Source organism: Streptomyces sp. NPDC093984, assembly GCF_044764595.1.
GTDB classification, from domain to species: domain Bacteria; phylum Actinomycetota; class Actinomycetes; order Streptomycetales; family Streptomycetaceae; genus Streptomyces; species Streptomyces cynarae.
In genome coordinates this window covers 268752-293912 of sequence record NZ_JBIWIM010000001.1, presented here as the reverse complement: position 1 = coordinate 293912, position 25161 = coordinate 268752, and the positions used below count along the sequence as shown (strand labels likewise).

Below are 25161 nucleotides of genomic sequence, written 5' to 3'. Positions count from 1 at the left end.
CCAGGGAGCGGTCGCGACCATGAGCACCCCATCCGAGCCAGGTCATGACCGGTCCGAGCCGGACCTGAGCGCGATCGTCGGCGAGCGACGCCAGCTGATCAATCTCGCCTACCGGCTGCTCGGTTCGCTGGCCGAGGCCGAGGACGCCGTGCAGGAGACCTACGCCCGCTGGTACGCGATGTCCCGGGAACGGCAGGAGGCCGTCGAGTCGCCAGGCGCCTGGATGACGACGGTGGCCACCCGTATCTGCCTGGACCTGCTCGGCTCGGCGCGGGTCCGGCGCGAGCGCTACGTCGGCGAATGGATACCCGAGCCGCTGCCCGACCGTACGGAGTGGATCACCGGGCCGGCCGGCGGCGGGGCCGAGCCGGCCGATCCCGCCGACTGGGTCACCTTGGACGAGTCGGTGAACATGGCGTTCCTCGTCGTGCTGGAGTCGATGACGCCGGCCGAACGCGTGGCGTTCATACTGCACGACGTCTTCCGGTACCCCTTCGCCGAGGTCGCCGAGATCGTCGGCCGGACGCCGGTGGCCTGTCGGCAGCTGGCGTCCTCGGCCCGTCGACGCGTGCGCGCCGCGCAGGCTCCGGTGGTTCCGGCGGCCGGGCAGGCCGGTCTGGTGCGGAACTTCAAAGAGGCGTGGGAGGCCAGGGACATCGAGGCCCTCGTCGACCTGCTCGACCCCGACGCCACGATGATCGCCGACGGTGGCGGAATGGTCGGCGCCGTCCTCCGCCCGGTCGAGGGCAGCGAGCGCATCGCCCAGTACCTGATCCACATCGCCGGCAAGGCCCCTGGACTGACGCTCCTGGAGCGGACGGTCAACGGCCTTCCGGGTCTGGTCGCCCAGCATGCCGGCGTCACCGTGACCGTGGCGGCGTTCAGCCTCACCTACGGCCGCATCACTCGCATCTGGGCGGTCCGCAACCCGGAGAAACTCCGCCCGTGGACCGAGAACGTGCAGGCTGACCCGGCGTCTTGAATCCGATCACGCGGTATGCGCCGGCAGACGACCACCGCGGTCGTTCTCGTATGGTGGGGAACACGCAGAGTGGTCCAACTCTCGCTGTATGTTCCGGAGTTCGATGCATCTCCGGAAGGAGAGCGGCACCGCCGGTACCCGCTGCGAGCATGGACCGTCCTCGACAGGGAAGGCAGGCGCACATGGACCGACCCGAGGCACTTGTCCCGATCCGGTACGTGGACCTCGGCGGGCGCGGGCCCGAGGACGTCACAGCCGACGCAGACGGTCGCGTCCTGACCGGTGTGGAAGACGGCCGCATCCTGCGGCTCGACGGGCTCGCCGACCCGGACCGCACCCGCGTCGAGGTGCTCGCCGGGACCGGAGGCCGGCCCCTGGGCCTCGAACTCCTTCCGGACGGCGACCTGTTGGTCTGCGACGCCCATCGGGGACTGCTGCGCGTCGCCCTCGACGACGGCACCGTACGCGTGCTGGCCGACTCGGTGGCGGGGGAGCCCCTGCGGTTCTGCAGCAACGTCGTCGCCCTGTCCGACGGCACGGTCTGCTTCACCGTGTCCAGCCGCCGCTACCCCTTCGAGCAGTGGATCGGCGACATCGCCGAGCACACCGCGACGGGACGGCTGCTGCGCCTCGCTCCCGGCGCCGGGGAACCCGAGGTGCTCCTGGAGGGGCTGCAGTTCGCCAACGGTCTCGCCCCGGCCGGGGACGAGTCCTTCCTCGTCGTCGCCGAGACCGGGGCCCGCCGTCTCACCCGCTACTGGCTGACCGGGCCGCGCTCCGGCCACGCCGAACCCTTCGCCGAGGACCTCCCGGGCCTGCCGGACAACCTCTGGCGCGAAGGACCCGACGGTCCGATCTGGGTGGGCCTCGCCGGACCGCACGTTCCCGCCCTGGACCTGCTGCACCGCGCCGCCCCGCCCGTGCGTCGCGCCGCCGCCCGGCTCGCGGTGCGGGCCCCGTACCGCCCGGCGGCCATGGCCGGCGCCCTCGCGGTCGACGACGACGGCCGGGTCCGACGGCATCTCGTCCACCGCCCCTCCGGCTTCCGCATGTCCACCAGCGCCTGCGTCGCCGACGGCCGGCTGGTCCTCGGCAGCGTCTGGGAACGCGGCATCGCCGTGTGCGAGCTGCCCGCCGACGCCCGCTGACCCCGCGTGTGCGCGGCCACCGTGCCCAGCGGTAATCTGTTCCCCGGCCGCGATCATGTCCCGCGGCGCGGCGGTGGGGCCCGCCGTACCCGAACCGCGGCAGTGCCGCCGCCAACGGTCCCTACTTGCGATGAGCGTGCCCGTCCGGCAGGGCCCCGGCGAGTAGGAGAAGTACGTCCATGTCAGTCCCGCACCCCAAGAGCGCCGACACCACCGGTGCCGCATCGCCCGAACCGCCGCGGCGGCCGTCCCCCTGGCACGGGCAGGGACCCGTCGTCGTGGTCGTCGCCCTCGGCGGCGCCATCGGCGCCACGACCCGCTACGGCGCCTCGCTGCTGTGGACCGTACGGACCGGGGGATTCCCGTGGACCACCTTCGGTGTCAACCTCGTCGGGTGTGCCGTGATCGGCGTCTTCATGGTCGTGATCACCGATGTGTGGGCGGCCCACCGGCTGGTGCGGCCCTTCTTCGGCACCGGCGTGCTCGGCGGCTTCACCACCTTCTCGACGTACGCCGTCGACATCCAGAGGCTGGTCGACGCGGGCCATCCGCGTACCGCACTCGCGTATCTGTTCGCGACGCTTCTCGGGGCCCTCGCCTCGGTCTGGCTCGCGATGACGGCCGTCCGTCGCGTCCTGGCGTGGCGGCAGCGATGAACGACACCACCGACCGGCGCCCGCGGAGGCGGCCATGACACGACTGACCGGCAGGGCCCTCAGGCTGACCGTCTTCATCGGCGAGCACGACACATGGCACCACAAGCCCCTCTACAGCGAGATCGTGCACCGGGCGCATGCCGCGGGTCTCGCGGGCGCGAGCGTCTTCCGCGGCATCGAGGGCTTCGGCGCCTCGTCGCTGATCCACACCTCGAGGCTGCTGTCGCTGAGCGAGGACCTGCCCGTCGCCGTGGTGATCGTCGACACGGAGGAGCACGTCCGTGCCTTCCTGCCCCAGCTCGACGAACTCGTCACGGAAGGACTCGTGACGCTCGACGACTGCGAGGTCATCCGGTACGCCGGACGCGGGGAAACCGGGCGGGGGGAACCGGACACGGGGAAACCGGACGAGGGGACAGGTGAGAACTCGTTGTGAATTGGCTGCTGGTGATCCTCGGCGCCGTGATCGGCGCACCCTTGCGCTACCTCACCGACCGCGCGGTGCAGCTCAAGCACGACACGGTCTTTCCCTGGGGCACCCTGGTGGTCAACGTCACGGGCTGCCTCGTCCTCGGCCTGCTGACCGGCGCCGCCGCGGCCGGCCATGCCTCGCCGCACCTTCAGCTCCTGCTCGGTACGGGCCTGTGCGGGGCGCTGACGACGTACTCGACGTTCTCGTACGAGACCCTGCGGCTTACCCAGACGGGCTCGGGGTTCTACGCTGCCCTCAACGTCGTCGCGAGCGTGACGGCGGGCCTCGGTGCGGCTTTTGCCGGGGTTTCGCTCGCCCAGGCCGTGTGGCCCTAGTCGGTGGCCGTCACCCGCGCGTAGTACAAATTCCCCAGCACCACCGTCTACAGCACTGTCGACCAACTCCTCAGAACTGGATCCCATGAGCGTCATCAACGTCGGTCAGGCCGCCGTCCTCGGAGTCGTCGAGGGATTGACCGAATTCCTCCCCGTGTCCTCGACCGGCCATCTCAAGATCACTGAGGGGCTGATGGGGATCCCGGTCGACGACCAGGCCGTCGTCGGTTTCTCGGCCGTCATCCAGGTCGGCGCGATCGCGGCCGTGCTCCTGTACTTCCTCAAGGACATCGTGCGGATCGTCTCCGCCTGGTTCCGGGGCCTGTTCAACAAGCAGGAGCGGTATCACCACGACTACAAGTTCGCCTGGTGGGTCATCGCCGCGACGATCCCGATCGTCCTGGTCGGCCTGGCCGCCAAGCCGCTCATCGACGGGCCGCTCGCCTCGCTGTGGGTGGTGGCCGGCTCGCTGATCGTCGGCAGCGGCGTGATGTGGTGCGCGGACCAGATGGGCCGGCACAAGCGCGGTGAGGACGACACCTCGTTCAAGGACGCGATGCTGGTCGGCAGTTCGCAGATCCTCGCCCTTCTCTTCCCGGGCTTCTCCCGCTCCGGCGCCACCATGTCGACCGCGCTGATCCTCGACCTCGACCGGGTGGCCGCCACCCGCCTCTCCTTCTTCCTGGGCATCCCGGCCCTCACCGGCGCCGGCCTCTACGAGCTGAAGGACGCCCTGGGCACGGGCGTGGGCGCCGCGCCGCTCGCCGTCGGTACGGTCGTGTCGTTCGTGGTCGCCTACGCCTCGATCGCGTGGCTGCTGAAGTACGTCGCCAAGCACTCCTTCAACGCCTTCGTGATCTACCGGATCGTGGTCGGCGTGGCGCTCCTCGGCCTGCTCGCGACGGGCGTACTCAGCTGACCGGGCCGTCCTGGAAGCAGCCCACGAGCCATCACCGCTGATCATCGGGGGGTCGGGAAGCCGATATTCAGGCGCCCCGGCCCCTTGAAAGTTTCCTTACTCCGCCCCTTGACAGTCCCGTCCCGTAACCCGGAGGATCAACCCCCGTGAACCTGTCAGACAGCCAGACAGGTGGTCCGGGGCCGCGGCGCGTCAGCGCGATGGAAGCGGTCCTCACCCACCTCCGCGGCGCCATCGAGCGCGGCGAGTACGCGATCGGTGACAAGCTCCCCTCCGAGGCCGAGCTGTGCCGCACCCTCGAGGTCAGCCGCCCCGTGCTGCGCGAGGCCCTGCGGGCCCTGCAGACGATGGGGCTGACCGTCTCGCGGACCGGCAAGGGCACCTTCGTCGTCGCCAACGCGGTCGAGGACCCGACCTTCGGCGACTACGCGGCGAGCGACCTGCTGGAGGTGCGCCGTCACATCGAGATCCCGGTCGCCGGGTACGCGGCGCTGCGCCGCACCCCGGAGAACCTGGACCACCTGGCCCATCTGCTGGACCGGATGGAGCGGGAGACGGACACCACCGCGTGGGTCGCGATGGACACCCTCTTCCACCTCGCCGTGGCCGAGGCCGCCCAGAACCCGGTCTTCCGCCGGGTCATCGAGGAGATCCGCGACGCACTGGCGCGTCAGTCGGCCTTCCTCAACGAACTGGGCGGCCGGCGCGAGCAGTCCAACCGGGAGCACCGGGCGATCGTCGAGGCGCTGATGGACGGTTCCGAAGACGACGCGGTGGCGGCCATGGCCCACCACATCGACCGCGTCGAGACGACCCTCACCGACATCCTGCGCCCCCGGCGCACGGATCTCCCCATGGAAGGCGGACCAGAGGCGTGAGCGAACAGCACCTCAAAGAAGAGACGCGCCCATCGTCCGGTCACGTCGACGCCGGAGACGCGGGCTACCGCAAGTCCCTGAAGTCCCGGCACGTCAACATGATCGCCATCGGCGGGGCCATCGGCACCGGCCTCTTCCTCGGCGCCGGCGGCCGCCTCGCCGACGCCGGCCCCTCCCTCTTCGTCGCGTACGCGGTCTGCGGCGTCTTCGCGTTCCTGGTGGTGCGCGCGCTCGGCGAACTCGTCCTGTACCGGCCGTCGTCCGGCGCCTTCGTGTCGTACGCCCGTGAATTCCTCGGCGAGAAGGGCGCGTACACCGCAGGCTGGATGTACTTCCTCAACTGGGCGACCACCGGCATCGCCGACATCACCGCCGTGGCCACCTACACCCACTACTGGGGCCTGTTCTCCGACATCCCGCAGTGGGTGATCGCGCTCATAGCCCTGGCCGTGGTCCTCACGGTGAACCTGATCTCGGTGAGGATCTTCGGCGAACTGGAGTTCTGGTTCGCCATCGTCAAGGTCGGCGCGCTCGTGGTCTTCATGGCGATCGCCATCTTCCTGCTGGTCACCCAGCACAAGGTCGACGGCAGCACCCCCGGCCCGTCCCTGATCACCGACCACGGCGGCGTCTTCCCCAACGGTCTGCTGCCGATGCTGCTGATCATCCAGGGCGTCGTCTTCGCCTACGCCTCCGTGGAACTGGTCGGCGTCGCCGCGGGCGAGACCGAGAACCCCGAGAAGATCATGCCGAGGGCGATCAACTCGATCATGTGGCGCGTCGGCCTGTTCTACGTCGGCTCGGTGCTCCTGCTCTCGATGCTGCTGCCCTGGAACAAGTACTCCGCCGGCGAGAGCCCCTTCGTCACGGTCCTGTCCAACATCGGCGTCCCGGCAGCCGGCGGCGTGATGAACCTCGTAGTCCTCACCGCGGCCATGTCCTCGCTCAACTCCGGCCTGTACTCCACCGGCCGCATCCTGCGCTCCATGGCCATGTCGGGCTCGGCGCCCAGGTTCACGAGCGTGATGAGCCGCAGCCAGGTCCCGTACGGCGGCATCCTGCTCACCAGCGGGATGTGTGTCCTCGGCGTCGGGCTCAACTTCGTGGTCCCGGCGGACGCGTTCGAGATCGTGCTCAACTTCGCGGCGATCGGCATCCTGTCCACCTGGGGCATGATCATGCTCTGTCACCTGCTCTTCTGGCGGAAGACGCAGAGGGGCGAACTGTCGCGCCCCGGCTACCGCCTGCCCGGCTCCCCGTGGACCGAGATCGTCACACTCGGCTTCCTCGCCTCCGTGTTCGTCCTGATGTACGCCGACGGCGGCGCGGGCCGCACCACCGTGCTGTGCCTGCCGCTGATCGTCGCCGCCCTCGTCGCCGGCTGGTTCGGCGTCCGCGGCCGGGTCGGCCGCAGTAAGTCCCCCAAGGTGAATGTGTGAACCACGCAGTGTTGTACGGAAGTCCGGTCGCCGAGGCTCCTGTGATCCGGGAGCCCCTGCACGCACCGATCGCCCACCTCCTCCGGGGTGGCGTCGTCGAAGGCATCCACTACGGCTCGGTCGTCGTCCTCGGCGCCGACGGCGGAGTGGAGCTGCAACTCGGTGACATCGAGGCCGCCTTCTACCCGCGCTCGGCCCTCAAGCCCGTGCAGGCGGTGGCCATGGTGCGCGCCGGGCTTCCGCTCGACGGGGAGCTGCTGTCGCTGACCGCGGCCAGCCACTCCGGCGAGGAACGGCACCTGGCCGGCACCCGGCGGATCCTGGAGCTGGCCGGTGTCACCGAGGACGACCTCGGCAACATCCCGGACCTGCCGTACGACCCGGTCGTGCGCGACGACTGGATCCGGGAGGGCCGCCCGCCCTCCCGGCTCGCCCAGAACTGCTCCGGCAAGCACGCGGCCATGCTGTACACCTGCAGGCTCAACGGCTGGCCGCTGGAGGACTATCTCGACCCGGCCCACCCCCTCCAGCAGGCCATCGCCGAGATCGTCGAGGACCTCACCGGCCAGGCGATCGCCCGGGTGACCGTCGACGGCTGCGGCGCGCCGCTGTTCTCCGTCTCGCTGCACGGGCTCGCCCGTGCGGCGGCCCGCATCACCACCGCGCCGGCCGGCACCCCGGAGGCGCGGGTGGCGGATGCGGTGCGCGAGCACGCCGAGATGGCCTCCGGCTCCGGGCGCGACGTCGCCGCGCTGATGCGGGCCGTGCCCGGGCTCCTCGCCAAGGACGGCTTCGAGGGCGTCCAGTTCGCCGCGCTGCCCGACGGCCGTGCCGTCGCCGTGAAGATCGCCGACGGGGCGAACCGGGCACGGATCCCGGTCGCCGCCGCGGCTCTGGCCCGCGCCGGCGTCGACCCGGCGGCGCTCACCGAGTTCGCGGGCGAGCCGCTGCTCGGCGGCGGCGAACCCGTCGGCAGCGTCCGGCCGGTCCGCGCCCTCGACCCCGTCACCCCCCGGACCCGCGTCTGACCGACTCGTCCACCTCGCTTCGTCCACCTCCGAAAGAGGGCCCGCACTGCCATGACCGCCGCAGCCCACCGCAGCGAACACGACCTGCTCGGCCACCGCGACGTACCCGCCGAGGCGTACTGGGGCATCCACACCCTGCGCGCCAGGGAGAACTTCCCCATCACGGGGACGCCGATCTCCGCCTACCCGCACCTGATCGACGCCCTGGCCGCCGTCAAGGAGGCCGCGGCTCTGGCCAACGAGGAACTCGGCCTGCTGGAGCCGAGGAAGGCCGCCGCCATCGTGGAGGCCTGCCGAGAGATCCGCGAGGGCAAGCTGCACGACCAGTTCGTGGTCGACGTCATCCAGGGCGGTGCGGGCACCTCGACCAACATGAACGCCAACGAGGTCGTCGCCAACCGGGCGCTGGAGCTGCTGGGGCACGCCAGGGGCGAGTACCGGCACCTGCACCCCAACGAGGACGTCAACCTCGGCCAGTCCACCAACGACGTCTACCCGACCGCAGTCAAGATCGCGACCGTCTACGCGGTGCGTGGCCTGCTCAGGGCGATGACCGTGCTCCAGGACGCCTTCGCGGCCAAGGCGGTCGAGTTCCGCGACGTGCTGAAGATGGGCCGCACCCAGCTGCAGGACGCGGTGCCGATGACGCTGGGGCAGGAGTTCTCGGCGTACGCGGTCATGCTGGAGGAGGACCGCAGCCGGCTCGCGGAGGCCGTCGAGCTGATCCACGAGATCAACCTCGGCGCCACCGCGATCGGCACCGGCCTCAACGCCCCGGCCGGATACGCCGAGTCCGCGCGCCGCCACCTCTCGCAGATCACCGGCCTGCCGCTGGTGACCGCCGCCAACCTGGTCGAGGCCACCCAGGACTGCGGCGCGTTCGTGCAGATGTCCGGTGTGCTGAAGCGGATCGCGGTCAAGCTCTCCAAGAGCTGCAACGACCTGCGCCTGCTGTCGTCCGGACCGAGGGCGGGCCTGAACGAGATCAACCTGCCGCCGGTGCAGGCCGGTTCGAGCATCATGCCCGGCAAGGTCAACCCGGTGATCCCGGAGGTCGTCAACCAGGTCGCCTTCGAGGTGATCGGCAACGACGTCACCATCACCATGGCCGCCGAGGCCGGCCAGCTCCAGCTCAACGCCTTCGAACCGGTCATCCTCCACTCCCTCTCCGAGAGCATCACGCATCTGGAGCGCGCCTGCCTCACCCTCGCCGAGCGGTGCGTCTCCGGGATCACGGCCAACGAGAAGGAACTGCGGGCGGCCGTGGAGAACTCCATCGGCCTGGTCACCGCACTCAACCCGTACATCGGCTACGAGGCGGCCACCGGCATCGCCAAGGAGGCCCTCGCCACCGGGCGCGGCGTCGCCGAACTCGTCCTGGAGAAGGGCCTGTTGCCCGCCGAGCGGCTGCAGGCCCTGCTGCGGCCCGAGGTGGTCGCGGGCAGCGGCTCCCCGGAGGTCTGACCTTCCCGGTGAGCAGGGAGCAGGCACCTGGGGGCGGCGGCCGTGTCCGCCGCCCTGCCGGGTGGAGCAGCCCCGGCCGCGTCATAGGATCCAGCGCATGATCACGAGGTACGTCAGGTGAGCGGTCCGTCGCAGGGGGCGGCACGATGGTGACCATGGCCCCGTCGCTGAACTTCCAGCCCGTGCTGGAACGTATCGCCGAAGAGATGGAGCAGCGCCCCGGTCGCGGCCGGGCCGCCGACTACATACCGGCGCTCGCCGCCCTGGACCCGCGCCGCTTCGGCATGGCCGTCGCCGAACTGGACGGCACGGTCTACGGGGTGGGGGAGTGGCGGGAGCCGTTCTCCACCCAGTCCATCACCAAGGTCTTCACCCTCGCCCTCGACCTCGCCCGCGAGGGTGACGCGCTGTGGGAGCACGTGGGCCGGGAGCCGTCCGGCAACCCGTTCAACTCGCTGGTCCAACTGGAGTACGAGAACGGCATCCCGCGCAATCCCTTCATCAACGCGGGAGCCCTCGTCGTCACCGACCGGCTGCACACCCGTACGGGTGACGCGGCCGGCACCCTGCTCGACTTCCTGCGCGCCGAGAGCGGCAACCCCGGGCTCTGCTTCGATACGGAGGTCGCCGCCTCCGAGGCCGCGCACGGCGACCGCAACGCCGCCCTCGGCCATTTCATGGCGTCCTACGGCAACATCGGCAACCCCGTGCCGGTGCTGCTCGAGCAGTACTTCCGGCAGTGCTCCCTCACCGCGTCCTGCGCCGACCTCGCCCTCGCCACCGGCTTCCTGGCCCGGCACGGCATCCGCGCCGACGGCACCCGGCTGCTGACCCGCAGCCAGGCCAAGCAGGTCAACGCGGTGATGCTGACCTGCGGCACGTACGACGCGGCGGGCGACTTCGCCTACCGGGTCGGCCTGCCCGGCAAGAGCGGCGTCGGCGGCGGCATCATCGCGGTCGTGCCCGGCCGCTGCACCCTGTGCGTATGGAGCCCCGGCCTCGACGAGCGCGGCAACTCCGTCGCGGGCGTCGCGGCACTCGACCGCTTCACCACGCTGACCGGGTTGTCCGTGTTCTGACCGGGACTTCCGTGCCCCCCTGTGCCCGTCGATCACGCGGCGGTCACAAGCAGGCCGCCCGCGCGAGAGACGGACGTTGCTTTCCGGCCACCCGGTGTTGACACGCTTCCCGAGTGTTGGCCATGGCTTTCCCCGTCGATCTCCGCCGCTGCCAGGCGCTCGGTCTGGCCGGTACCGCCTTTCTCGCACTGGGCGGTGAGACCGCCGGGGCCCTGCCGGTCGAGGATCTGGTCTCCCCGGAGTCCGGGCGCGCCGCGCTCGGGCTGGTGGGGGTGTACTTCGGTGTCGTCCTGCTGATCGCCGCCTGGGCACTGCTCGGCCGGGTGATCCGCGGCCCCGAACCGCCGACGCCGCGGACCCTGCTGCTCGTCCTCGCCACCTGGGCGGCACCGCTGCTGCTGGCCCCGCCGCTGTTCAGCCGGGACGTCTACAGCTACCTCGCCCAGGGCGCCATGGTCCACGCCCACCTCGACGTCTACGCCCACGGGCCCGCCCAGCTCGGCGGTCCGCTGGCGGACGAGGTGGCTCCGGTGTGGCGGGACACCGCGGCCCCCTACGGTCCGGTCTTCCTCCTCGTCGCCTCCGCGCTGTCCGGACCGACCCGCGGCGAGCTGCCGGCCGGGCTGCTCGGCATGCGGCTGGTCGCGCTGCTCGGCGTGGCCCTGATGGCGTTCGCGCTGCCACGGCTCGCCAGGCACTGCGGCGCCGACCCGGCCGCCGCGCTGTGGCTCGGCGCCCTCAACCCGCTCGTCCTGCTGCACCTGGTCGCCGGCGCCCACAACGACGCCATCATGCTCGGCCTGCTCGGCATGGGCTTGCTGGTGACTGTCTGGAGTTCCAGTCAGTCACTAGCCGCCCGCGGCCGGCTGCACGTCCTCGGCGTCGTCCTGGTCACGCTCGCCGCCCTGGTCAAGGCCCCCGCCGCGCTCGGCCTGCTCGCCGTGATCGTGCTGCGCCGGGACGTCGGTGTCGTCCGGGCGACGGTGACGACCACGGTGGTCGCGCTCGCCACGACCGCCGCGGCCACCGCCGTCGCCGGGACCGGGTACGGCTGGATAGCGGCCCTGAAGACACCCGTCTCCCCGCACAACTGGTCACCCACCAGCGTCCTCGGCCGGGTCACGGGCCGGATGCTCGACGGTCTCGGCAGCGACCTCGCGCCCGTCGCGGAACCGGCCTGGCACGCGGTCGGGGTCGCCGCGACCGCCATCACCGTGCTGGTCATCTGGGTGAAGCTGCGGCCCGCCCCGGTCTACGCGCTCGGCCTGAGCCTCGCCGTCGTCGCCGTCCTCGGCCCGGCCATCCGCCCCTGGTACGCCCTGTGGGGACTGTTCCTCATCGCCGCAGCGGCCCCCAGCACCTTGGTACGCCACCGGGTGGCCGCCGCCACCGCCGTCCTCGCGCTCGCCGTGCTGCCGAGCGGCGGCCCGCCCGACCTCGCCCAGGTGGTGCTGGCCGTCTCCGGCGGCCTGCTCGCCGTGGTGGTGCTGTGGCAGGCGCACCAGGCGGCCCAGACACCCGTACTGGGACGGACCGCGTGAGACCGCCGAGCACCGAGAAGGGACGGCTCGCCCTCGTCCTCGGTCTCACCGCCGCCGTGACCGTCTTCACCGCCACCGTGCCGCTGTTGCGCGGCTGGTTCGACCTGAAGGTCTACTACGGGACCGTGAACGCCTGGATCCACTACGGCGGCCACGTCTACGACTACCGGGTGCCGGGCACGACGTACGGCTTCACCTATCCGCCGTTCGCCGCGCTGTGCATGCTGCCGATGGCGTTCGTCGGCCTGCACACGGCGATCGCGCTCGCCCTGCTGTTCAACCTGGCCGCCCTCGCCGCCGTGGTGTGGATCCTCCTCGGCCGGGAGCTGGGCCGCTACGGCTGGTTCGGCTGGGGCCTGGCCGCCTGCGCGCTGGCCCTGTTCGAACCCGTCCGGGACACCTTCAGCTTCGGGCAGGTCAACCTCCTGCTGCTGGCGCTCGTGCTCGCCGACGCCTGGCTGCTGTCCACCGGGCGCGGGCGCTGGGCGGGGGCCGGTATCGGACTCGCGGCGGCCGTCAAGCTCACCCCGGCGGTGTTCATCGCTCTGCTGCTGCTCGCCCGCAGATGGCGGGCCGCCGCCGTCGCCACCGCCGTCGCGGGGGCCGCCACCCTGTTCCCGGCGTGGGCGGCGCCGGACGCCTCCCGCTTCTACTGGACCAGCGCCGTCTGGGACACCACCCGCGTCGGCCGCCTCGACTACGTCTCCAACCAGTCCCTGCAGGGTGTCCTCGCCCGGCTATCGGCGCCGGACGACCCGAGCCGGGCCGCCTGGGCGCTGGCCGTCGTCCTGGTCCTCACGGTGTGGGCCTGGCGCACGCACCGGGCGCTGCGCGCCGGGGACTGGCGGGCGGCCTTCGCCCTCACCGGGCTCGTCGCCTGCCTGGTCTCCCCGATCACCTGGGTGCACCATCTGGTGTGGCTGCTGCCCTCCTTCGCGGTGCTGGTGCACGCACGCCGGCTGCGGACCGCGGCCGCCCTGTACGCGGTGCTGTGCACCAGCGTGGTGTGGCTGTGGTTCGACGACGCGTCCGGGATCGACGGCTTCCTCGGCAGCAACACCTACACATGGATCACCCTCGGCCTGCTGCTCGGGCTGCCGGTCGGTCAGTCCCGCTCCGGGCGTCTGCCCAGCAGCCGCAGCGCCAGCGCGACCGCCGCGCCCGTCCCCAGACCGACGGCGCTCGCCAGTGTCGCCGCCTCCGGCCAGTCGGACGGGTCTTCGTCCTCCTTGCGGGGGGTCGTCGTCGGCAGCGCGGTGGGACCGGAGCCCGCCACGCCCGAGCCCTCGGGCAGCAGCGAGCCGACCGGCGCGACCCGCCCGGCGGCGTCGAAGCCCCAGTCGAGCAGCGAGCGGGCCTCCTCGTAGACCGTGAGCCCACCGCCCTCCTGAGGGTTCATCACGGTCACCACGAGGGTGCGCCCGCCGTGGCGGGCCGCGGCCACGAGGGTGTTGCCCGCGTTGCTGGTGTAGCCGTTCTTGATGCCGATCAGCCCCGGGTAGCGTTCGACGCCGTCGGCGCCGGTCAGCAGCCGGTTGGTGTTGCGGATCCCGTACGACGCGCCCTCGCCTGGGAACGTCGACTCCGCAAGGGAGCAGTACCGGGCGAAGTCCGGATTGCGCAGCCCGGCCCTCCCGAACACCGCGAGGTCGTACGCCGACGACACCTGCCCGGGGGCGTCGTAGCCGTCCGGCGAGACCACCTGGGTGTCGAAGGCGCCCAGTTGCCGGGCCTTGGCCTGCATCCGGCGGACCGTGGTCTCCACGCCGCCGTTGAGCGCGGCCAGCACATGCACCGCGTCGTTGCCGGAGTGCAGGAAGACTCCCTTCCACAGGTCGCTCACCCGGTAGGTGAGGCCCTCCTTGATCCCGACGAGGCTGCTGCCGGGCCCGATGCCCGCCAGCTCCCGCTCCCTGACGGTGTGCCGCGTGCCGGCGGGCAGCGCCGGCAGCACGGTGAGCGCGAACAGGGTCTTGAGGGTGCTCGCGGGCGGCAGTGGGCGGTGCGCGTCGTGTGCGGCGAGCACATCACCGGTGTCGGCGTCGGCCACCAGCCACGACAGCGCCGACACATACGGCACCTCGGGGGCTCCCGCGCGTGGCCGCACCTGAGTGCCGGGCCCGTACAGGAGCGGCGACTGCGACGCGGCGGGCCCGGGAGCGCCGGCGCCGGTGCCCGTCAGAGCGGCGGCGGGCAGCGGCGCGAGGGCCGACATGCCCACCGCGCAGAGAGCGCAGCAGGAGAGGAGGGCGCGAGAGGAGAATCCGATGCTCATACCGGACACCGTAGGAACGGTGAGCGCGCGTCCGCCCGGTCGGCGTGAGCCGAGTGGGGGGATCGTGCACCCGGATGCCTGACGCCGGAGCGTGTCCGGCCGGAGGGATCAGCCGGCCGGCAGTGTGGGCTGGACCTGGCGCAGGAACGCCGCGTTGTCGGGCGTCGCCCGCAACCGCTCCAGCAGGGTCTCCACGGCGGGCTGCCCCTGTGACTGCAGGGCGCGCCGCAGTCCTCGTACGGCCGCCAACTCGCCCGGGGGCAGCAGGAGTTCCTCACGCCGGGTGCCGGACGCCGCGATGTCGACGGCCGGGTGGATGCGTCGGGCGGCCAGGGCGCGGTCGAGGCGCAGCTCCATGTTGCCGGTGCTCTTCAGCTCCTCGAAGAAGAACTCGTCGGCCCGGGAGCCGGTCTCCACCAGGGCGGTGGCCAGGATGGTGAGCGAGCCGCCCTCCTCGGCCAGACGGGCGGCGCCGAAGAAGCGCTTCGGGCCGTGCAGGGCGGACGCGTCGACGCCGCCGCTGAGGGTGCGGCCACCGGAGGAGGCCGCGTTGTTGTGGGCCCGGCACAGCCGGGTCAGCGAGTCCAGCAGGACGACGACGTCCTGACCCTGCTCGACCAGTCGCTTGGCCCGCTCGACGACCATTTCCGCGAGCGCGATGTGCTGCTTCGGCGTGCGGTCGAACGTGGAGGCGTACACCTCACCCCGTACCGAGCGCCGCATGTCGGTGACCTCCTCGGGCCGCTCGTCGAGCAGCACGACCATCAGATGGCACTCGGGGTGGTTGCCGGCGACGGCCGCGGCGATCTGCTGGAGCAGCACGGTCTTGCCGGTCTTGGGCGGGGCGACGATCAGCCCGCGCTGGCCCTTGCCGACGGGCGAGAGAAGGTCCATCACGCGTCCGCCCAGACCCGACGCCGGGTGCTCGAGCCGCAGCCGCTCGCGCGGGTGCAGCGGGGTGAGGTCGCGGAAGTGCGGACGGCTGTGTGATTCCTCCGGGGGCCGGCCGTTGACCAGCTCGACCTCGGTGAGGGAGCGCCCGGTACGGGTGCCGGCGAGGCTGTCGCCCTTGCGCAGCCCGTGACGGCGGATCAGCGCGGGCGGTACGGGGAGGTCGGCGGGCGAGGCGAGGCAGTTTTCGGCACGCAGGTGCCCCTTCCCGCCGGCGTCGATGTCGAGGACTCCGGAGACGGTCTGAGGCGTTCGCTCCTGCTGGATCGGGGGGTGTTCGAGTGTGGTGGTCATGGACGGCCTTTCAGGAACGGAAGGAAGAGAAGAAGAGAAGGGGGGAGAGGGGCCGGGAGGCGGCAGGATCACGCCTCGCCACGGCGAGGAACGGCACCTCGGCAACGGCGTACGACGCACTGCCTGACGAGGTGGCGAAAGGAAAGCCGATGCGCCGGTCCGAAACGACGGGCGGAACGGCGAACGGGGAGAAACAGGCACCGGCGCCCCGGACGGGGCGTACACAAGTGCTCACCGCACTGTAGCACTCGGCGGTTCTGCTGGGGAGAACACGGACGGGACGCGGTCTGTTCCGCGCTCAGGTGACATCCGTGCCGTCCTGCGGAAAGCCGTACCGCCCGAGCAGCCGCACGAAGCAGGCCGCGGTCACGATCCGCCACTGCTCCAGCCCGGACGCGGTGCGCACGAAGCACACCACCTGTTCGTGCCCGCCCGGCCCGACCGGTTGCACCAGGCGGCCGGACGGCCGTAGCTGTGCGACCAGCGGCTCGGGCACCTTCGGGAACGCGGCCGAGACGATCACCGCGTCGTACGGGGCGCGGTCCGGCACACCGCCGCTGCCGTCACCGACCCGCAACTCCACGTTCCGCACGCCCTGCCCGGCCAGATTGCCGCGCGCCTGCCGGGCGATGTCCGGCCGCATCTCGACGCTGACCACGTCGCCGGCCAGCCGGGCGAGCAGCGCGGTCTGGAAACCGAGACCGGTACCGACCTCGAGGACGTGCTCGCTTCCGCTCAGCTCAAGGCTCTCGATCATCACGGCGGACAGCGACGGCTGTGTGGTGACCTGCCCCTGCCCGATCGGAACGGGTGTGTCCCGGTAGGCGGCGGCCGCCTGAGCGGCGGGCACGAACCGGGCCCGGGGTGTCGTCCGCACGGCCTCCAGCAGCCGCTCGTCCCTGATCCCGGCGGATCGGAGAGCCCGCACGAGATCTTCGGGGCTGCTGGGTACGGAGTGCACAGGGCTCACCTCACCCTCACTGCCAGCGTATACCTGCGCTCCGAACCCCGATGCGCTGTTCTCGGCCCCCCGAGGCCCATCGCCGGGCAGCCGGCGCCTCTACCCGTCGAGTTCGAAGATGCCGTAGCCGGACCCCCGTGCCGTGATCGTCCCGTCCGCGAGCTCCACCCCCGACACCTCCAGCGCGCGAGCGGTGGCGGAGTACCCGTAACTCGCCTCGCTGCTCCGGGGGTTGACGACCACCAGAAACCGGCCGCCCCGGACGTACACGAACGGGTATCCGGTGTGCAACACCTCCACCGCACCGCGCGGGCCGAACTCCGGTGTGGTCCTGCGCAGGGCGATCAGCCGGCGTACGAGATGCAGCAGCGAGGTCTCGTCGGCGCGCTGCGCGGCCACCGTCGGGCGGTCGGGGGAGGGATCCAGGGGGAGGTAGAGGCGGTCCTCGGGTGCCGTGGAGAAGCCGGCGTTCGGGCCCTCGTCCCACTGCATCGGGGTGCGGGAGCCCGCCCGGTTGTAGCGGGGGCCGAGGACGCTGCCCTCCTTGTCGGGCAGGCCGGGGACGTACCGCATGCCGATCTCGTCGCCGTAGTAGATCGCCGGCAGTGTCGGCCAGGTCAGCTGGAACGCGAAGGCCGCCGGGAGCTGCTCGGCCGTGCGCGGGCCGCAGTTGAGCCGGGAGAAGTCGTGGTTGGCGGTCGGCAGGGAGACGAAGCCGCAGCCCGCCAGCGCCGTCGTCGCCTTGTCGTACGCCTCCACGAACGGCCGCGCAGAGCCCCTGCCGCCGGGGTCGAAGAAGCAGTCCAGAGGGTCCCAGGCCGCGTTCACCGTGCCCTCGCCGTTGCTCCACAGGGACCGCAGCGGCAGACCGTTCGTGGGGCCGCCGAAGTGCAGGAAGAAGTCCGTGTGGAAGCCTGCCGGGACGGACACCTCCGGGTCGCCCCACTCCGACAGCAGCACCGCCTGAGGGTGCGCCCGGTCCAGCCAGTGGCGCAACTCGGTCCAGATCGCGGCCGTCTCCGTCCTGTCCGGGTCGTCCTTGACGAGGGACGCGGCCATGTCGACGCGGAAACCGCAGACGCCGAACCGCAGCCAGTGGTCCATGATCTCGCGCAGTGCCGCCCGGTTGGCACGCGGGCCCTCCGCGTCGACCGGCTGCCGCCAGGGTTCGGCCGGATCCTCCCGCGCATAGCCGAAGTTGAGGGCGGGCTGGCTGTCGAAGAAGTTCGGCAGATAGGAGCCGGGGCGGGTGCCGGGGGAGGGGACGAAGCCCTCGGGACGGCCCTCGGGTGCCCAGATGTAGCGGTGGTCGTCCGGGTCGTCCGCCGAGGCCCGGAACCACGGGTGCGCGTCGGAGGTGTGTCCGGCGACGAGGTCGAGGAGGATGCGGATGCCGCGGCGGCCCGCCTCGTCGACGAGCGTGGCGAGATCGTCGGCGGAGCCGTAGCGGGGCGCGACCGTCAGGTAGTCCGCGACGTCGTACCCGGCGTCGCGGAACGGGGAGACGAAACAGGGGTTGAGCCACACGGTGTTCACGCCCAGCCACGCGAGGTGGTCCAGGCGCTCGGTGATCCCGTCGAAGTCACCGATGCCGTCGCCGTTCGAGTCGGCGAACGACTGCGGGTAGATCTGGTAGAAGACGGCGTCGGCCAGCCAGGCGGGGGCAGGACGGAACGAAGTCATGCAGACGACCCTAGGTGAGCGGCGGGCGGCCCCGCAGGCATCGTCGGCCGTTGACCGAAGATGATCCGAATGGAACGGTCGGAGACGAGCCCCTCCCGGGGTCGCGCTGCCTTAAGCTGATGCCGATGTTCTCCCCGCACGGTCCCACCCTCCGCGAGCTGACCGTCCAGGCGCTGTCGTCGGTCGAGCGCGGTTATGACCTGCTCGCGCCCAAGTTCGACCAGACGCCCTTCCGGACGCCGGACGCCGTCCTCGACGCCGTCCAAGGGGAGCTGAAGGCAATGGGGCCCTTCGCGCACGGGCTCGACCTGTGCTGCGGTACGGGCGCGGGGACGGAGGTGCTGCGCACCGTCTGCCGCGAGAGCGTCACCGGCGTCGACTTCAGCGCGGGCATGCTGGCCGTCGCACGCGCTCGGGCACGGTCCGACGGGCCGCCGCACGTCGCCTGGGTACGCGGTGATGCCCGCGCCCTGCCGTTCGGCCCCGTCTTCGACCTGGCGGTGAGCTTCGGCGCGTTCGGCCACTTCCTGCCGCGCGAGCTGCCCGGCCTGTTCGCCGAGGTGCACTCCGTGCTGCGGCCCGGCGGACGGTTCGTGTTCCCCGTCGGCGCCCCGCCGTCCCCGGCCTCGCCCTGGTACTGGGCGCTGCTCGGCTTCGACACCGCGATGCGGGTGCGCAACGCCCTGTGGCGGCCGCCGTTCGTCATGTACTACCGGACGTTCCGCTTCAGTGACGTCCGGCGCGAGCTGACCCGCGCCGGATTCACCGTGGAGCACCGGCCACTGAGGGACTTCGGCCACCGGCCCGACGGCAGCCCGCGCTGCCGGCTGATCGTGGCCACCAGGACCTGACCGGACCCGCGCGGGCCTCGGCCGGGTCTCCCTGGCCGTCAGAAACGTGCCGGCAGCCAGCGCAGCTTGACCCCCTGCTGGTGGGCGCCGCCGCCCTCGTGGTCGTTGAAGTCGTAGACCTCGATCGTCTTCTCCTCGTGCGCCCACGCGTTGAACGCGGCGAACACCGTCGACGGCGGACACGTCTGGTCCTCCAGCGCCGCCGAGAACAGCGCGGGTGCCCGGCCGCGCGCGGCGAAGTGCACGCCGTCGAAGTACGACAGGGTCCGCATCACCTGCTCGGTACGGCCGCGGTGCGTCTTGAGGTAGCTGCCGATCTCCCGGTACGGGTGGCGGTCCGTGATCGTCGTCGCGCGCGGGAAGTCGCACAGGAACGGCACGTCCGGCGCGACGGCCACCAGGTCCGGTACGAGACCGCCGACCGCGATCGTGATACCGCCGCCCTGGCTGCCGCCGACGGCCGCGGTACGGGAGGCGTCGGTCAGCGGATGTGCGCGGGCCGCCTCCACGGCGCGCACGCCATCGGTGAACACCCGCCGGTAGTAGTAGCTTTCGGGATCCTCGATCCCGCGCGTCATGAACCCGGGGAAGGACGGCGCGCTGCCCACCGGGTCCGGCGTCTCACCGCCGCCCCACCCGCTGCCCTGGCCCCGCGTGTCCATCACGAAGTGCGCGAAACCCGCCGACGCCCACAGCAGATGCTCGTGCGGAAGGGCCCGTCCACCGCCGTAGCCGACGAACTCCACGACCGTCGGCAGCGGACCCTCCACGGAGACCGGCACGGTCAGCCAGCCCTTCACCGGGTGGCCGCCGAACCCGGCGAACGTCACGTCGTACACCTGGACCGTCCTCAGTCCCGTCTCGACGGGTTCGAAACGGGCGTCCAGGTCATGCTCGCGGGCCTCCTGGAGCGTCTTCGTCCAGAACGCGTCGAAGTCCGCGGGCTCGACGGACGCGCTGCGGTACTCGCGGAGTTCGTCCAGCGGTAGGTCGAACAGGGCCATGAAGGACCACCTTTGACGTCGGGTGCGGATGATCACACCGTACGGTGGTTGTCACGGACCCGCCAGACCTCATCGGCCGCCTCCCTGTGAGCGCGGTCAGGCCGTCCGCCGCCCCCACTCGGGCCCGGTGCGGGCCCACTCGGCCTCCCACTCCGCCATGCGGTGCCGCTCGGCGACCCGCCTGGTCACGGCGCGGGCCAGGAGTACCGTCCCGGCCATGCCGCCCGCGGCCCACACACCGGCCGTCAGGGCGTGCTGCCACACCGCGCCGTCACTCGGTGGCGGGGCGACCCCGCGATCCCTGGAGTCCAGCCACACCGGCACCCGGTCGCCGCTGCGCGAACCCGCCGGGACCTCGGCGATCGTGGTCAGCGTGCCCTTGCCCGGCTCGCTCCAGCGCACCTTCGCCGGGTACAGGGGCTGCTTCCCGCCCTGAGTCGCGGGCGCGGCGGCCGGGGCGTCCTCGGCGAGCACCGCGGCCACCTGGTGCCGTTCGGCGCGCTGGGCCACCTGCGTGGCCTGCCCCTGCTCGTACGCCCGCCAGCCCACGGCCGTGCCGACGAGCGGCGCCCCGACACACAGCAGCACGGCGACGATCAGCGCCGTCCACGCCTCGACGACATCGCAACGGCGGCGCAGCGGATTGCGCTTCCAGCGCCAGCCGTGCACCCGGGTTCGCATCTCGACCTCCTTGCCGCATGCCCCGCCTGCGGGTCGGTGCGCGGCGGGCGTCGCCACTCGGCGCACGGCCCGGGGTGCCTCCCGTGGCCCGGGGTGGACCTGTCCCCGACGGGACGTGTCCGACACGAAGCGGCTTGTGAAGCGGCTTTCATGGCCATTCTCCCTCTCGGGCGGGGTTCCCGGACCTGTGGCCACGAAACCTTGGCCCACCCCCGCGGCGACACCCCGTTCCCGGTGCGCCGGGACGCTCGCCGGGGCCGGTCATTGCAGGCGTATGAACTCTGCCGACGCCCGGGAATAGCCGCTCCGTGATCTTCCTTGCGCTGTAGTGGCCGGGACCGGTGGCTCCTGCGACGGGTGGTCCGGCGACAGCGAAGGAGAGTGAGGCAGGACATGCCCAAGGCGTACGCGTACACCCGCTACGGCGGCCCCGAGACGCAGACGTTCATCGACGCCGACCGGCCGGGCCCCGGCCCCGGACAGCTCCTCGTCGCGGTGCGCGCGGCGGGCGTCAACCCCGTCGACTGGAAGCTGCGCTCGGGCTTCCGGCGCCCCGGCGACACCGGCACGCCCTCGTTCCCGGTGGTGTTCGGCAGCGAGGTGGCCGGGATCGTCGAGGAGATCGGCGAGGGCGTGACCGGTTTCGCCGTCGGGGACGCGGTCTTCGGCAACACCGTGACCGGCGGATACGCCGAATACGCGCTGCTGCCCGCGACGGTGAGCGCGCACGTGCCGGACGGCCTGTCCCTCACGGACGCGGCGGTCCTGCCGGTCGCCGCGGCCACCGCCTACGACGGCATCCGGCAGCTCGGGCTGCCCGCCGGTGCGACCCTGCTGGTCACCGGCGCCGGCGGGGGAGTCGGCGTCGCGGCCGTGCAGATCGCCCGCGCCTTCGGCCTGCGCGTCGTCGGCACGGCGAGCGAGGCCAAGAAGGATTTCGTCGAGCAGCTCGGCGCCGTCCACGTCCCCTCGGGCACGGACCTCGCCGCGCGGGTGCGGGCGGTCGCACCAGGCGGCGTCGACGGCGTCTACGACTTGGTCGGCGGCGAGGTACTGGAGGAGACGGCGACCCTGCTTTCCGACCGCTCCAAGCTGATCACCGCAGGGGCGGCTCCGGAGGACGTCGGGCGGCTGGGCGGAGCGCGGGTGGAGCGCGCCCGTACCGCCGCGGTGCTCGACGAGGTGGCACGGCTTGTGGTGGCAGGCGACCTGAACCCGTATGTCACACGGACCTTCCCGCTCGAACATGCCGAGCAGGCCCTGCGCCTGGTGGAGGACGGGCACGCCCGGGGCAAGGTCGTGATCGAGGTCGCCGCATGAGCGACCACGTGCTCGACAACCCGGCGCTCGCCTCGCTGACCGGCCCGCACGCCCACTTCGCGGAGCGCCGGGGCCGCATCCTGCGTTACCCCGTCGATGTGTCGCCGTGGGTGGGCCTGCCGGAGGATCCGGACGCCGACGACTGGGCCGACCTCGCAGCGCTGGCGGGTCCCGGTGCCGAGGCCCCGCTCCCCGGCTTCCGCGGGGCGGTCCCGGACGGCTGGGAGATCACCTTCGCCCTCGACGGCGTGCAACTCGTCGACGACGGCATCGCCGCCGCGCCCGACCCGGAGGCCGTACGGCTCACTGCGGCCGACGTGCCCGAGATGCTGGACCTGGTGGCGCGCACGCGGCCCGGCCCGTTCCTGCCGCGCACCGTCGAACTGGGCACCTACCTGGGCATCCGCCGCGGCGGAGCCCTGGTCGCCATGGCGGGTGAACGGCTGCACCCGCCCGGCTGGACCGAGATCAGCGCCGTGTGCACCGATCCGGGGTTCCGCGGTCAGGGCCTGGCCACCCGGCTGGTCCTGGCGGTCGCGCACGGCATCCGCGAGCGTGGCGAGACCCCGTTCCTGCACACCGGCGCGGGCAACACAGGCGCCATCCGCCTCTACGAGTCCCTGGGCTTCCGCCTGCGCCGCACGACGAGGTTCGTGTCGGCGCGGGTCCCGGAGCGGCTGGGGGACGAGCAGGTGGTGGGGATCTGACAGCAGGGCTCCGGGGCTCGCCGCAGGCGGGCCCCTTCCCGTCGTTCGCCGTGCGCCGCCAGCTGTGAGCCGTCAGCCGTCAGCCGCCAGCCGTCAGCCGTCGGCCGGGGCGGGCGGCCCGACGGGTGGGGCGGCGGCCGCGGCGTTGTAGCGCAGCAGGTAGGCCGCGAAGCGTTCCAGGTCCTGCTCCGGCCAGCCCGCGAGCCGTTCCCGGAACGCCTCCCGGCGGCTCTCCGTGACCTGGGCGAGGATCCGCGTGCCCGCCTGGGTCAGCTGCAGCACCTGGACCCGGTGGTCGTCCGGATCCTGCCGCCGCTCGATCAGCCCGGCCCGCTGCAGCGCGGCCACCTGCCGGCTCACCGTGGACTTGTCCAGGGCGTAGTGCGCGGCCAGGTCGGTCGCCCGGCAGCCGCCGCTCTCCTCCAGGTGCCCGAGCAGCGTGTACGAGACCAGGGACAGCTCCGGGTGCATACGGCCGGCCGAGGCCCGGGCGCGCCGGGCGAACACCGTCATCTCGCGCTGAATGGTCTCGACGGCGGCTTCCACGGACGCGGCGGTGGCGTGCTCTGTCTGCACGGGACCTCCCTCGTCGCTCAGTTGTAGAGTACAACTCGAGTCGGCGCGGACGTCTTCGCGGCCGGAGGGGGCTTGCGCGAACGTCCCTCCTGCTAGGGTGTCCGTCCTGGCCGAGGACCGTCCCGGCCGGTGTGGCCGAGGAGGTGAGTCCCATTACCGCTGTGTCGGCTCGGGTGCTCTCCCACCTCAGGACGGCGCGGACCACCGCCGCCGGCTGACCGCGAGTGCGCCCTTCGGTCCACCGGAAGGCTTTCTCGGCTCCATGCCACCACTGTCACGTTCCCACGTCGTCTCCGCGCTGCGTTCCGCCGGCTGTGTCTTCGCCGAGGACGAGGCGGAGTTGATCATGTCCACCGCCCGCACCCGCGACGAGGCCGCCCGCATGGTCGACCGGCGCATCGCCGGGCTTCCCCTGGAACACGTCCTGGGCTGGGCCGAGTTCCACGGCCTGCGCATCGCGATGGAGCCCGGCGTCTTCGTGCCCCGCCGCCGCACCGAGTTCCTCGTCGAGCAGGCCCTCGCAGTCTCGAGCGGCGCCCGTCTCGTCGTGGACCTGTGCTGCGGCTCGGGCGCGGTCGGCGCGGCGCTGGCGGCCGGGCTCGACCGGCCGGAACTCCACGCCGCCGACATCGACCCGGCCGCCGTACGCTGCGCCCGCCGCAACGTCGCCGCGTACGGCGGGCGGGTCCATGAGGGCGACCTGTTCGCCGCCCTTCCGGACGAACTGCGCGGCCGTGTCGACGTCCTGACCGCCAACGTCCCCTACGTCCCCACGGACGAGGTCGCGCTGCTGCCGTCGGAGGCCCGCGACCACGAGCCCCTGACCGCTCTGGACGGCGGCTTCGACGGCCTGGAGGTGCTGCGCCGGGTCACCGCCGGGGCGTCCGCGTGGCTGGCACCCGGCGGCCGTCTGCTCGTCGAGACGAGCGAACGCCAAGTCCCCTCCGCGATCGAGGCGTTCACCCACGGCGGCCTCGGCGTCCGGCTCGCCGTCTCGGAGGAGCTGTACGCCAACGTGCTGATCGGCACCAGGCGCTAGCGACCCGCCTCAGGGGAGCGCAGGAAGTCCCGGGCGATCGCGTTGAAGGCATCGGGCCGCTCCATGTTGGGGTAGTGCCCGGTGCCCTCCACGACCGTGGCCCGGCCGTGCGCGACGGTGCGGACCAGACGCTCGGCCATACGGATGTGGTCGGGGGAGTCGGCGCCGCCGTTGACGGCCAGCACGGGCACCTCGATCGTCGCGGCGCGGGCCCAGGTGTCGGTGACGGGGACCTGGTGGTCCGGCTCGTCGCGGGTGTGCTTGCTGATCGTCCCCCGGGCCATCTCCCGTACCCGCCGGTCGACTTCGGGGTCGACGTCCTCAGCCGTGCGCTGCGGACCGTGTATGAACCGTGCGAACGCGTCGAGGAAGGCGTCGATGTCGCCGGCGCCGAGCGCATGCCAGTACGCCGAGTTGGCGGCCTGCGTCCACGGGTCCTGGAAGTCGGGCTCACTCGTGCCGACGCCGCTGACGACGAGGGCGCGGACGAGGTCCGGGTGCTCCAGAGCGGTGTCCACGGCGATCGCTCCGCCCATCGACAGCCCGACCAGGGTCGCGGGACCGGTGCCGAGGTGGCGCAGCAGCGCGGCGAGGTCGTCGGTGTGGCGGAACGGCCCGGTCGCGTTCGAGGACGCCCCGTGGCCGCGCGCGTCCAGGGCGATCACCCGGTGGGTCCGCGCGAACACCGGGATCTGGTCGTCCCACATCCGGTGGTCGAGGAAGCCGCCGTGCAGCAGCACCAGCGGCGCCCCCGCGCCCTCGTCGCGATACGCCAGCCGGCAGTCACCGCTCTCGAATGTCTTCAGTGTCTCCACGGTCTCCGTCATGACAACCAAGGTGTCAATTCCCCGAGAGATTGACAACTCAGGTGTCATAAT

At 72.1% G+C, this 25161-nt stretch carries 24 protein-coding genes and 1 pseudogene; 17 read left to right on the top strand and 8 right to left on the bottom strand.

What is annotated here, in order from left to right; translation table 11 throughout:
- Positions 1-19: 19 nt before the first annotated feature.
- From sigJ to ACIRC0_RS01310, 13 genes are all read left to right on the top strand, one after another.
- The gene (gene sigJ, locus ACIRC0_RS01370; RefSeq protein WP_403609689.1) at positions 20-982 is read left to right on the top strand and encodes an RNA polymerase sigma factor SigJ; all 963 of its coding nucleotides are present in this window, start codon (positions 20-22) and stop codon (positions 980-982) included.
- A 182-nt stretch (positions 983-1164) separates the two neighbouring features.
- Positions 1165-2130, top strand: coding sequence for an SMP-30/gluconolactonase/LRE family protein (locus ACIRC0_RS01365; protein WP_403609686.1), 966 nt, complete (start codon positions 1165-1167; stop codon positions 2128-2130).
- Positions 2131-2309: 179 nt separating this feature from the next.
- Positions 2310-2786, top strand: a complete 477-nt coding sequence (crcB, locus tag ACIRC0_RS01360; RefSeq protein ID WP_403609683.1) for a fluoride efflux transporter CrcB — start codon at positions 2310-2312, stop codon at positions 2784-2786.
- 34 nt (positions 2787-2820) lie between these two features.
- Positions 2821-3222 carry a DUF190 domain-containing protein gene (locus ACIRC0_RS01355; RefSeq protein WP_403609681.1) on the top strand — a complete coding sequence of 134 codons (402 nt, stop codon included), beginning with the start codon at positions 2821-2823 and terminating at the stop codon, positions 3220-3222.
- A complete protein-coding gene (gene crcB, locus ACIRC0_RS01350) occupies positions 3219-3593 on the top strand; it encodes a fluoride efflux transporter CrcB (protein ID WP_403609678.1) in 375 nt (124 codons plus the stop codon). Before ACIRC0_RS01355 ends, crcB (ACIRC0_RS01350) begins: the two co-directional genes overlap by 4 nt.
- Positions 3594-3678: 85 nt before the next feature.
- On the top strand, positions 3679-4512 hold the full coding sequence (locus tag ACIRC0_RS01345) for an undecaprenyl-diphosphate phosphatase (protein WP_403609675.1): 834 nt from the start codon (positions 3679-3681) through the stop codon (positions 4510-4512).
- A gap of 200 nt (positions 4513-4712) precedes the next feature.
- The gene (locus tag ACIRC0_RS01340; protein ID WP_403612628.1) at positions 4713-5390 is read left to right on the top strand and encodes a FadR/GntR family transcriptional regulator; all 678 of its coding nucleotides are present in this window, start codon (positions 4713-4715) and stop codon (positions 5388-5390) included.
- On the top strand, positions 5387-6829 hold the full coding sequence (locus ACIRC0_RS01335; RefSeq protein WP_403609672.1) for an amino acid permease: 1443 nt from the start codon (positions 5387-5389) through the stop codon (positions 6827-6829). Before ACIRC0_RS01340 ends, ACIRC0_RS01335 begins: the two co-directional genes overlap by 4 nt.
- Positions 6830-6840: 11 nt before the next feature.
- Positions 6841-7857 carry an asparaginase gene (locus ACIRC0_RS01330; RefSeq protein WP_403612626.1) on the top strand — a complete coding sequence of 339 codons (1017 nt, stop codon included), beginning with the start codon at positions 6841-6843 and terminating at the stop codon, positions 7855-7857.
- 51 nt (positions 7858-7908) lie between these two features.
- The gene (gene aspA / locus ACIRC0_RS01325) at positions 7909-9321 is read left to right on the top strand and encodes an aspartate ammonia-lyase (RefSeq protein ID WP_403609670.1); all 1413 of its coding nucleotides are present in this window, start codon (positions 7909-7911) and stop codon (positions 9319-9321) included.
- A 155-nt stretch (positions 9322-9476) separates the two neighbouring features.
- Positions 9477-10400 carry a glutaminase gene (locus ACIRC0_RS01320; protein WP_403609667.1) on the top strand — a complete coding sequence of 308 codons (924 nt, stop codon included), beginning with the start codon at positions 9477-9479 and terminating at the stop codon, positions 10398-10400.
- A 122-nt stretch (positions 10401-10522) separates the two neighbouring features.
- Positions 10523-11941, top strand: coding sequence for a polyprenol phosphomannose-dependent alpha 1,6 mannosyltransferase MptB (mptB, locus tag ACIRC0_RS01315; RefSeq protein WP_403609665.1), 1419 nt, complete (start codon positions 10523-10525; stop codon positions 11939-11941).
- Complete coding sequence (locus tag ACIRC0_RS01310; protein ID WP_403609662.1) at positions 11938-13308, top strand: glycosyltransferase 87 family protein; 1371 nt, start codon at positions 11938-11940, stop codon at positions 13306-13308. Before mptB ends, ACIRC0_RS01310 begins: the two co-directional genes overlap by 4 nt.
- A gap of 35 nt (positions 13309-13343) precedes the next feature.
- Here ACIRC0_RS01310 and ACIRC0_RS01305 read toward each other — a convergent pair.
- From ACIRC0_RS01305 to ACIRC0_RS01290, 4 genes and pseudogenes are all read right to left on the bottom strand, one after another.
- Positions 13344-14156: pseudogene (locus ACIRC0_RS01305) on the bottom strand (D-alanyl-D-alanine carboxypeptidase family protein); the annotation flags it as partial.
- 168 nt (positions 14157-14324) lie between these two features.
- Entirely contained in the window at positions 14325-15461 is a 1137-nt protein-coding gene (gene rho, locus ACIRC0_RS01300) for a transcription termination factor Rho (RefSeq protein WP_403609661.1), read from the bottom strand.
- A gap of 298 nt (positions 15462-15759) precedes the next feature.
- The gene (locus ACIRC0_RS01295; protein WP_403609658.1) at positions 15760-16422 is read right to left on the bottom strand and encodes a protein-L-isoaspartate(D-aspartate) O-methyltransferase; all 663 of its coding nucleotides are present in this window, start codon (positions 16420-16422) and stop codon (positions 15760-15762) included.
- Between the two features lie 99 nt (positions 16423-16521).
- Positions 16522-18105 carry an alpha-amylase family glycosyl hydrolase gene (locus ACIRC0_RS01290; protein WP_403609656.1) on the bottom strand — a complete coding sequence of 528 codons (1584 nt, stop codon included), beginning with the start codon at positions 18103-18105 and terminating at the stop codon, positions 16522-16524.
- Between the two features lie 125 nt (positions 18106-18230).
- Here ACIRC0_RS01290 and ACIRC0_RS01285 point away from each other — a divergent pair, with 125 nt between their 5' ends.
- Complete coding sequence (locus tag ACIRC0_RS01285) at positions 18231-18956, top strand: class I SAM-dependent methyltransferase (protein WP_403609654.1); 726 nt, start codon at positions 18231-18233, stop codon at positions 18954-18956.
- Positions 18957-18994: 38 nt separating this feature from the next.
- Here the strand turns inward: ACIRC0_RS01285 and ACIRC0_RS01280 are convergent, their stop codons facing one another.
- Positions 18995-19960, bottom strand: a complete 966-nt coding sequence (locus ACIRC0_RS01280; protein WP_403609651.1) for an acetylxylan esterase — start codon at positions 19958-19960, stop codon at positions 18995-18997.
- A 96-nt stretch (positions 19961-20056) separates the two neighbouring features.
- Entirely contained in the window at positions 20057-20641 is a 585-nt protein-coding gene (locus ACIRC0_RS01275; RefSeq protein WP_403609649.1) for a hypothetical protein, read from the bottom strand.
- A gap of 393 nt (positions 20642-21034) precedes the next feature.
- Between ACIRC0_RS01275 and ACIRC0_RS01270 the strand changes: the two genes are divergently transcribed.
- Both ACIRC0_RS01270 and ACIRC0_RS01265 read left to right on the top strand, forming a co-directional pair.
- Positions 21035-21961, top strand: coding sequence for an NADP-dependent oxidoreductase (locus ACIRC0_RS01270; RefSeq protein ID WP_403609647.1), 927 nt, complete (start codon positions 21035-21037; stop codon positions 21959-21961).
- Complete coding sequence (locus ACIRC0_RS01265) at positions 21958-22668, top strand: GNAT family N-acetyltransferase (RefSeq protein WP_403609645.1); 711 nt, start codon at positions 21958-21960, stop codon at positions 22666-22668. Before ACIRC0_RS01270 ends, ACIRC0_RS01265 begins: the two co-directional genes overlap by 4 nt.
- Before the next feature lie 93 nt (positions 22669-22761).
- Here the strand turns inward: ACIRC0_RS01265 and ACIRC0_RS01260 are convergent, their stop codons facing one another.
- Positions 22762-23181, bottom strand: coding sequence for a MarR family winged helix-turn-helix transcriptional regulator (locus tag ACIRC0_RS01260; protein WP_403612624.1), 420 nt, complete (start codon positions 23179-23181; stop codon positions 22762-22764).
- Positions 23182-23506: 325 nt separating this feature from the next.
- Between ACIRC0_RS01260 and ACIRC0_RS01255 the strand changes: the two genes are divergently transcribed.
- Positions 23507-24283: a putative protein N(5)-glutamine methyltransferase gene (locus ACIRC0_RS01255; protein ID WP_403609642.1), complete on the top strand. Its 777-nt coding sequence runs from the start codon at positions 23507-23509 to the stop codon at positions 24281-24283.
- On the opposite strand, the gene ACIRC0_RS01250 is transcribed toward ACIRC0_RS01255, so the two are convergent.
- Complete coding sequence (locus ACIRC0_RS01250) at positions 24280-25110, bottom strand: alpha/beta fold hydrolase (protein WP_403609640.1); 831 nt, start codon at positions 25108-25110, stop codon at positions 24280-24282. The two genes, ACIRC0_RS01255 and ACIRC0_RS01250, sit on opposite strands and share 4 nt — an antisense overlap.
- Positions 25111-25161: the final 51 nt, after the last annotated feature.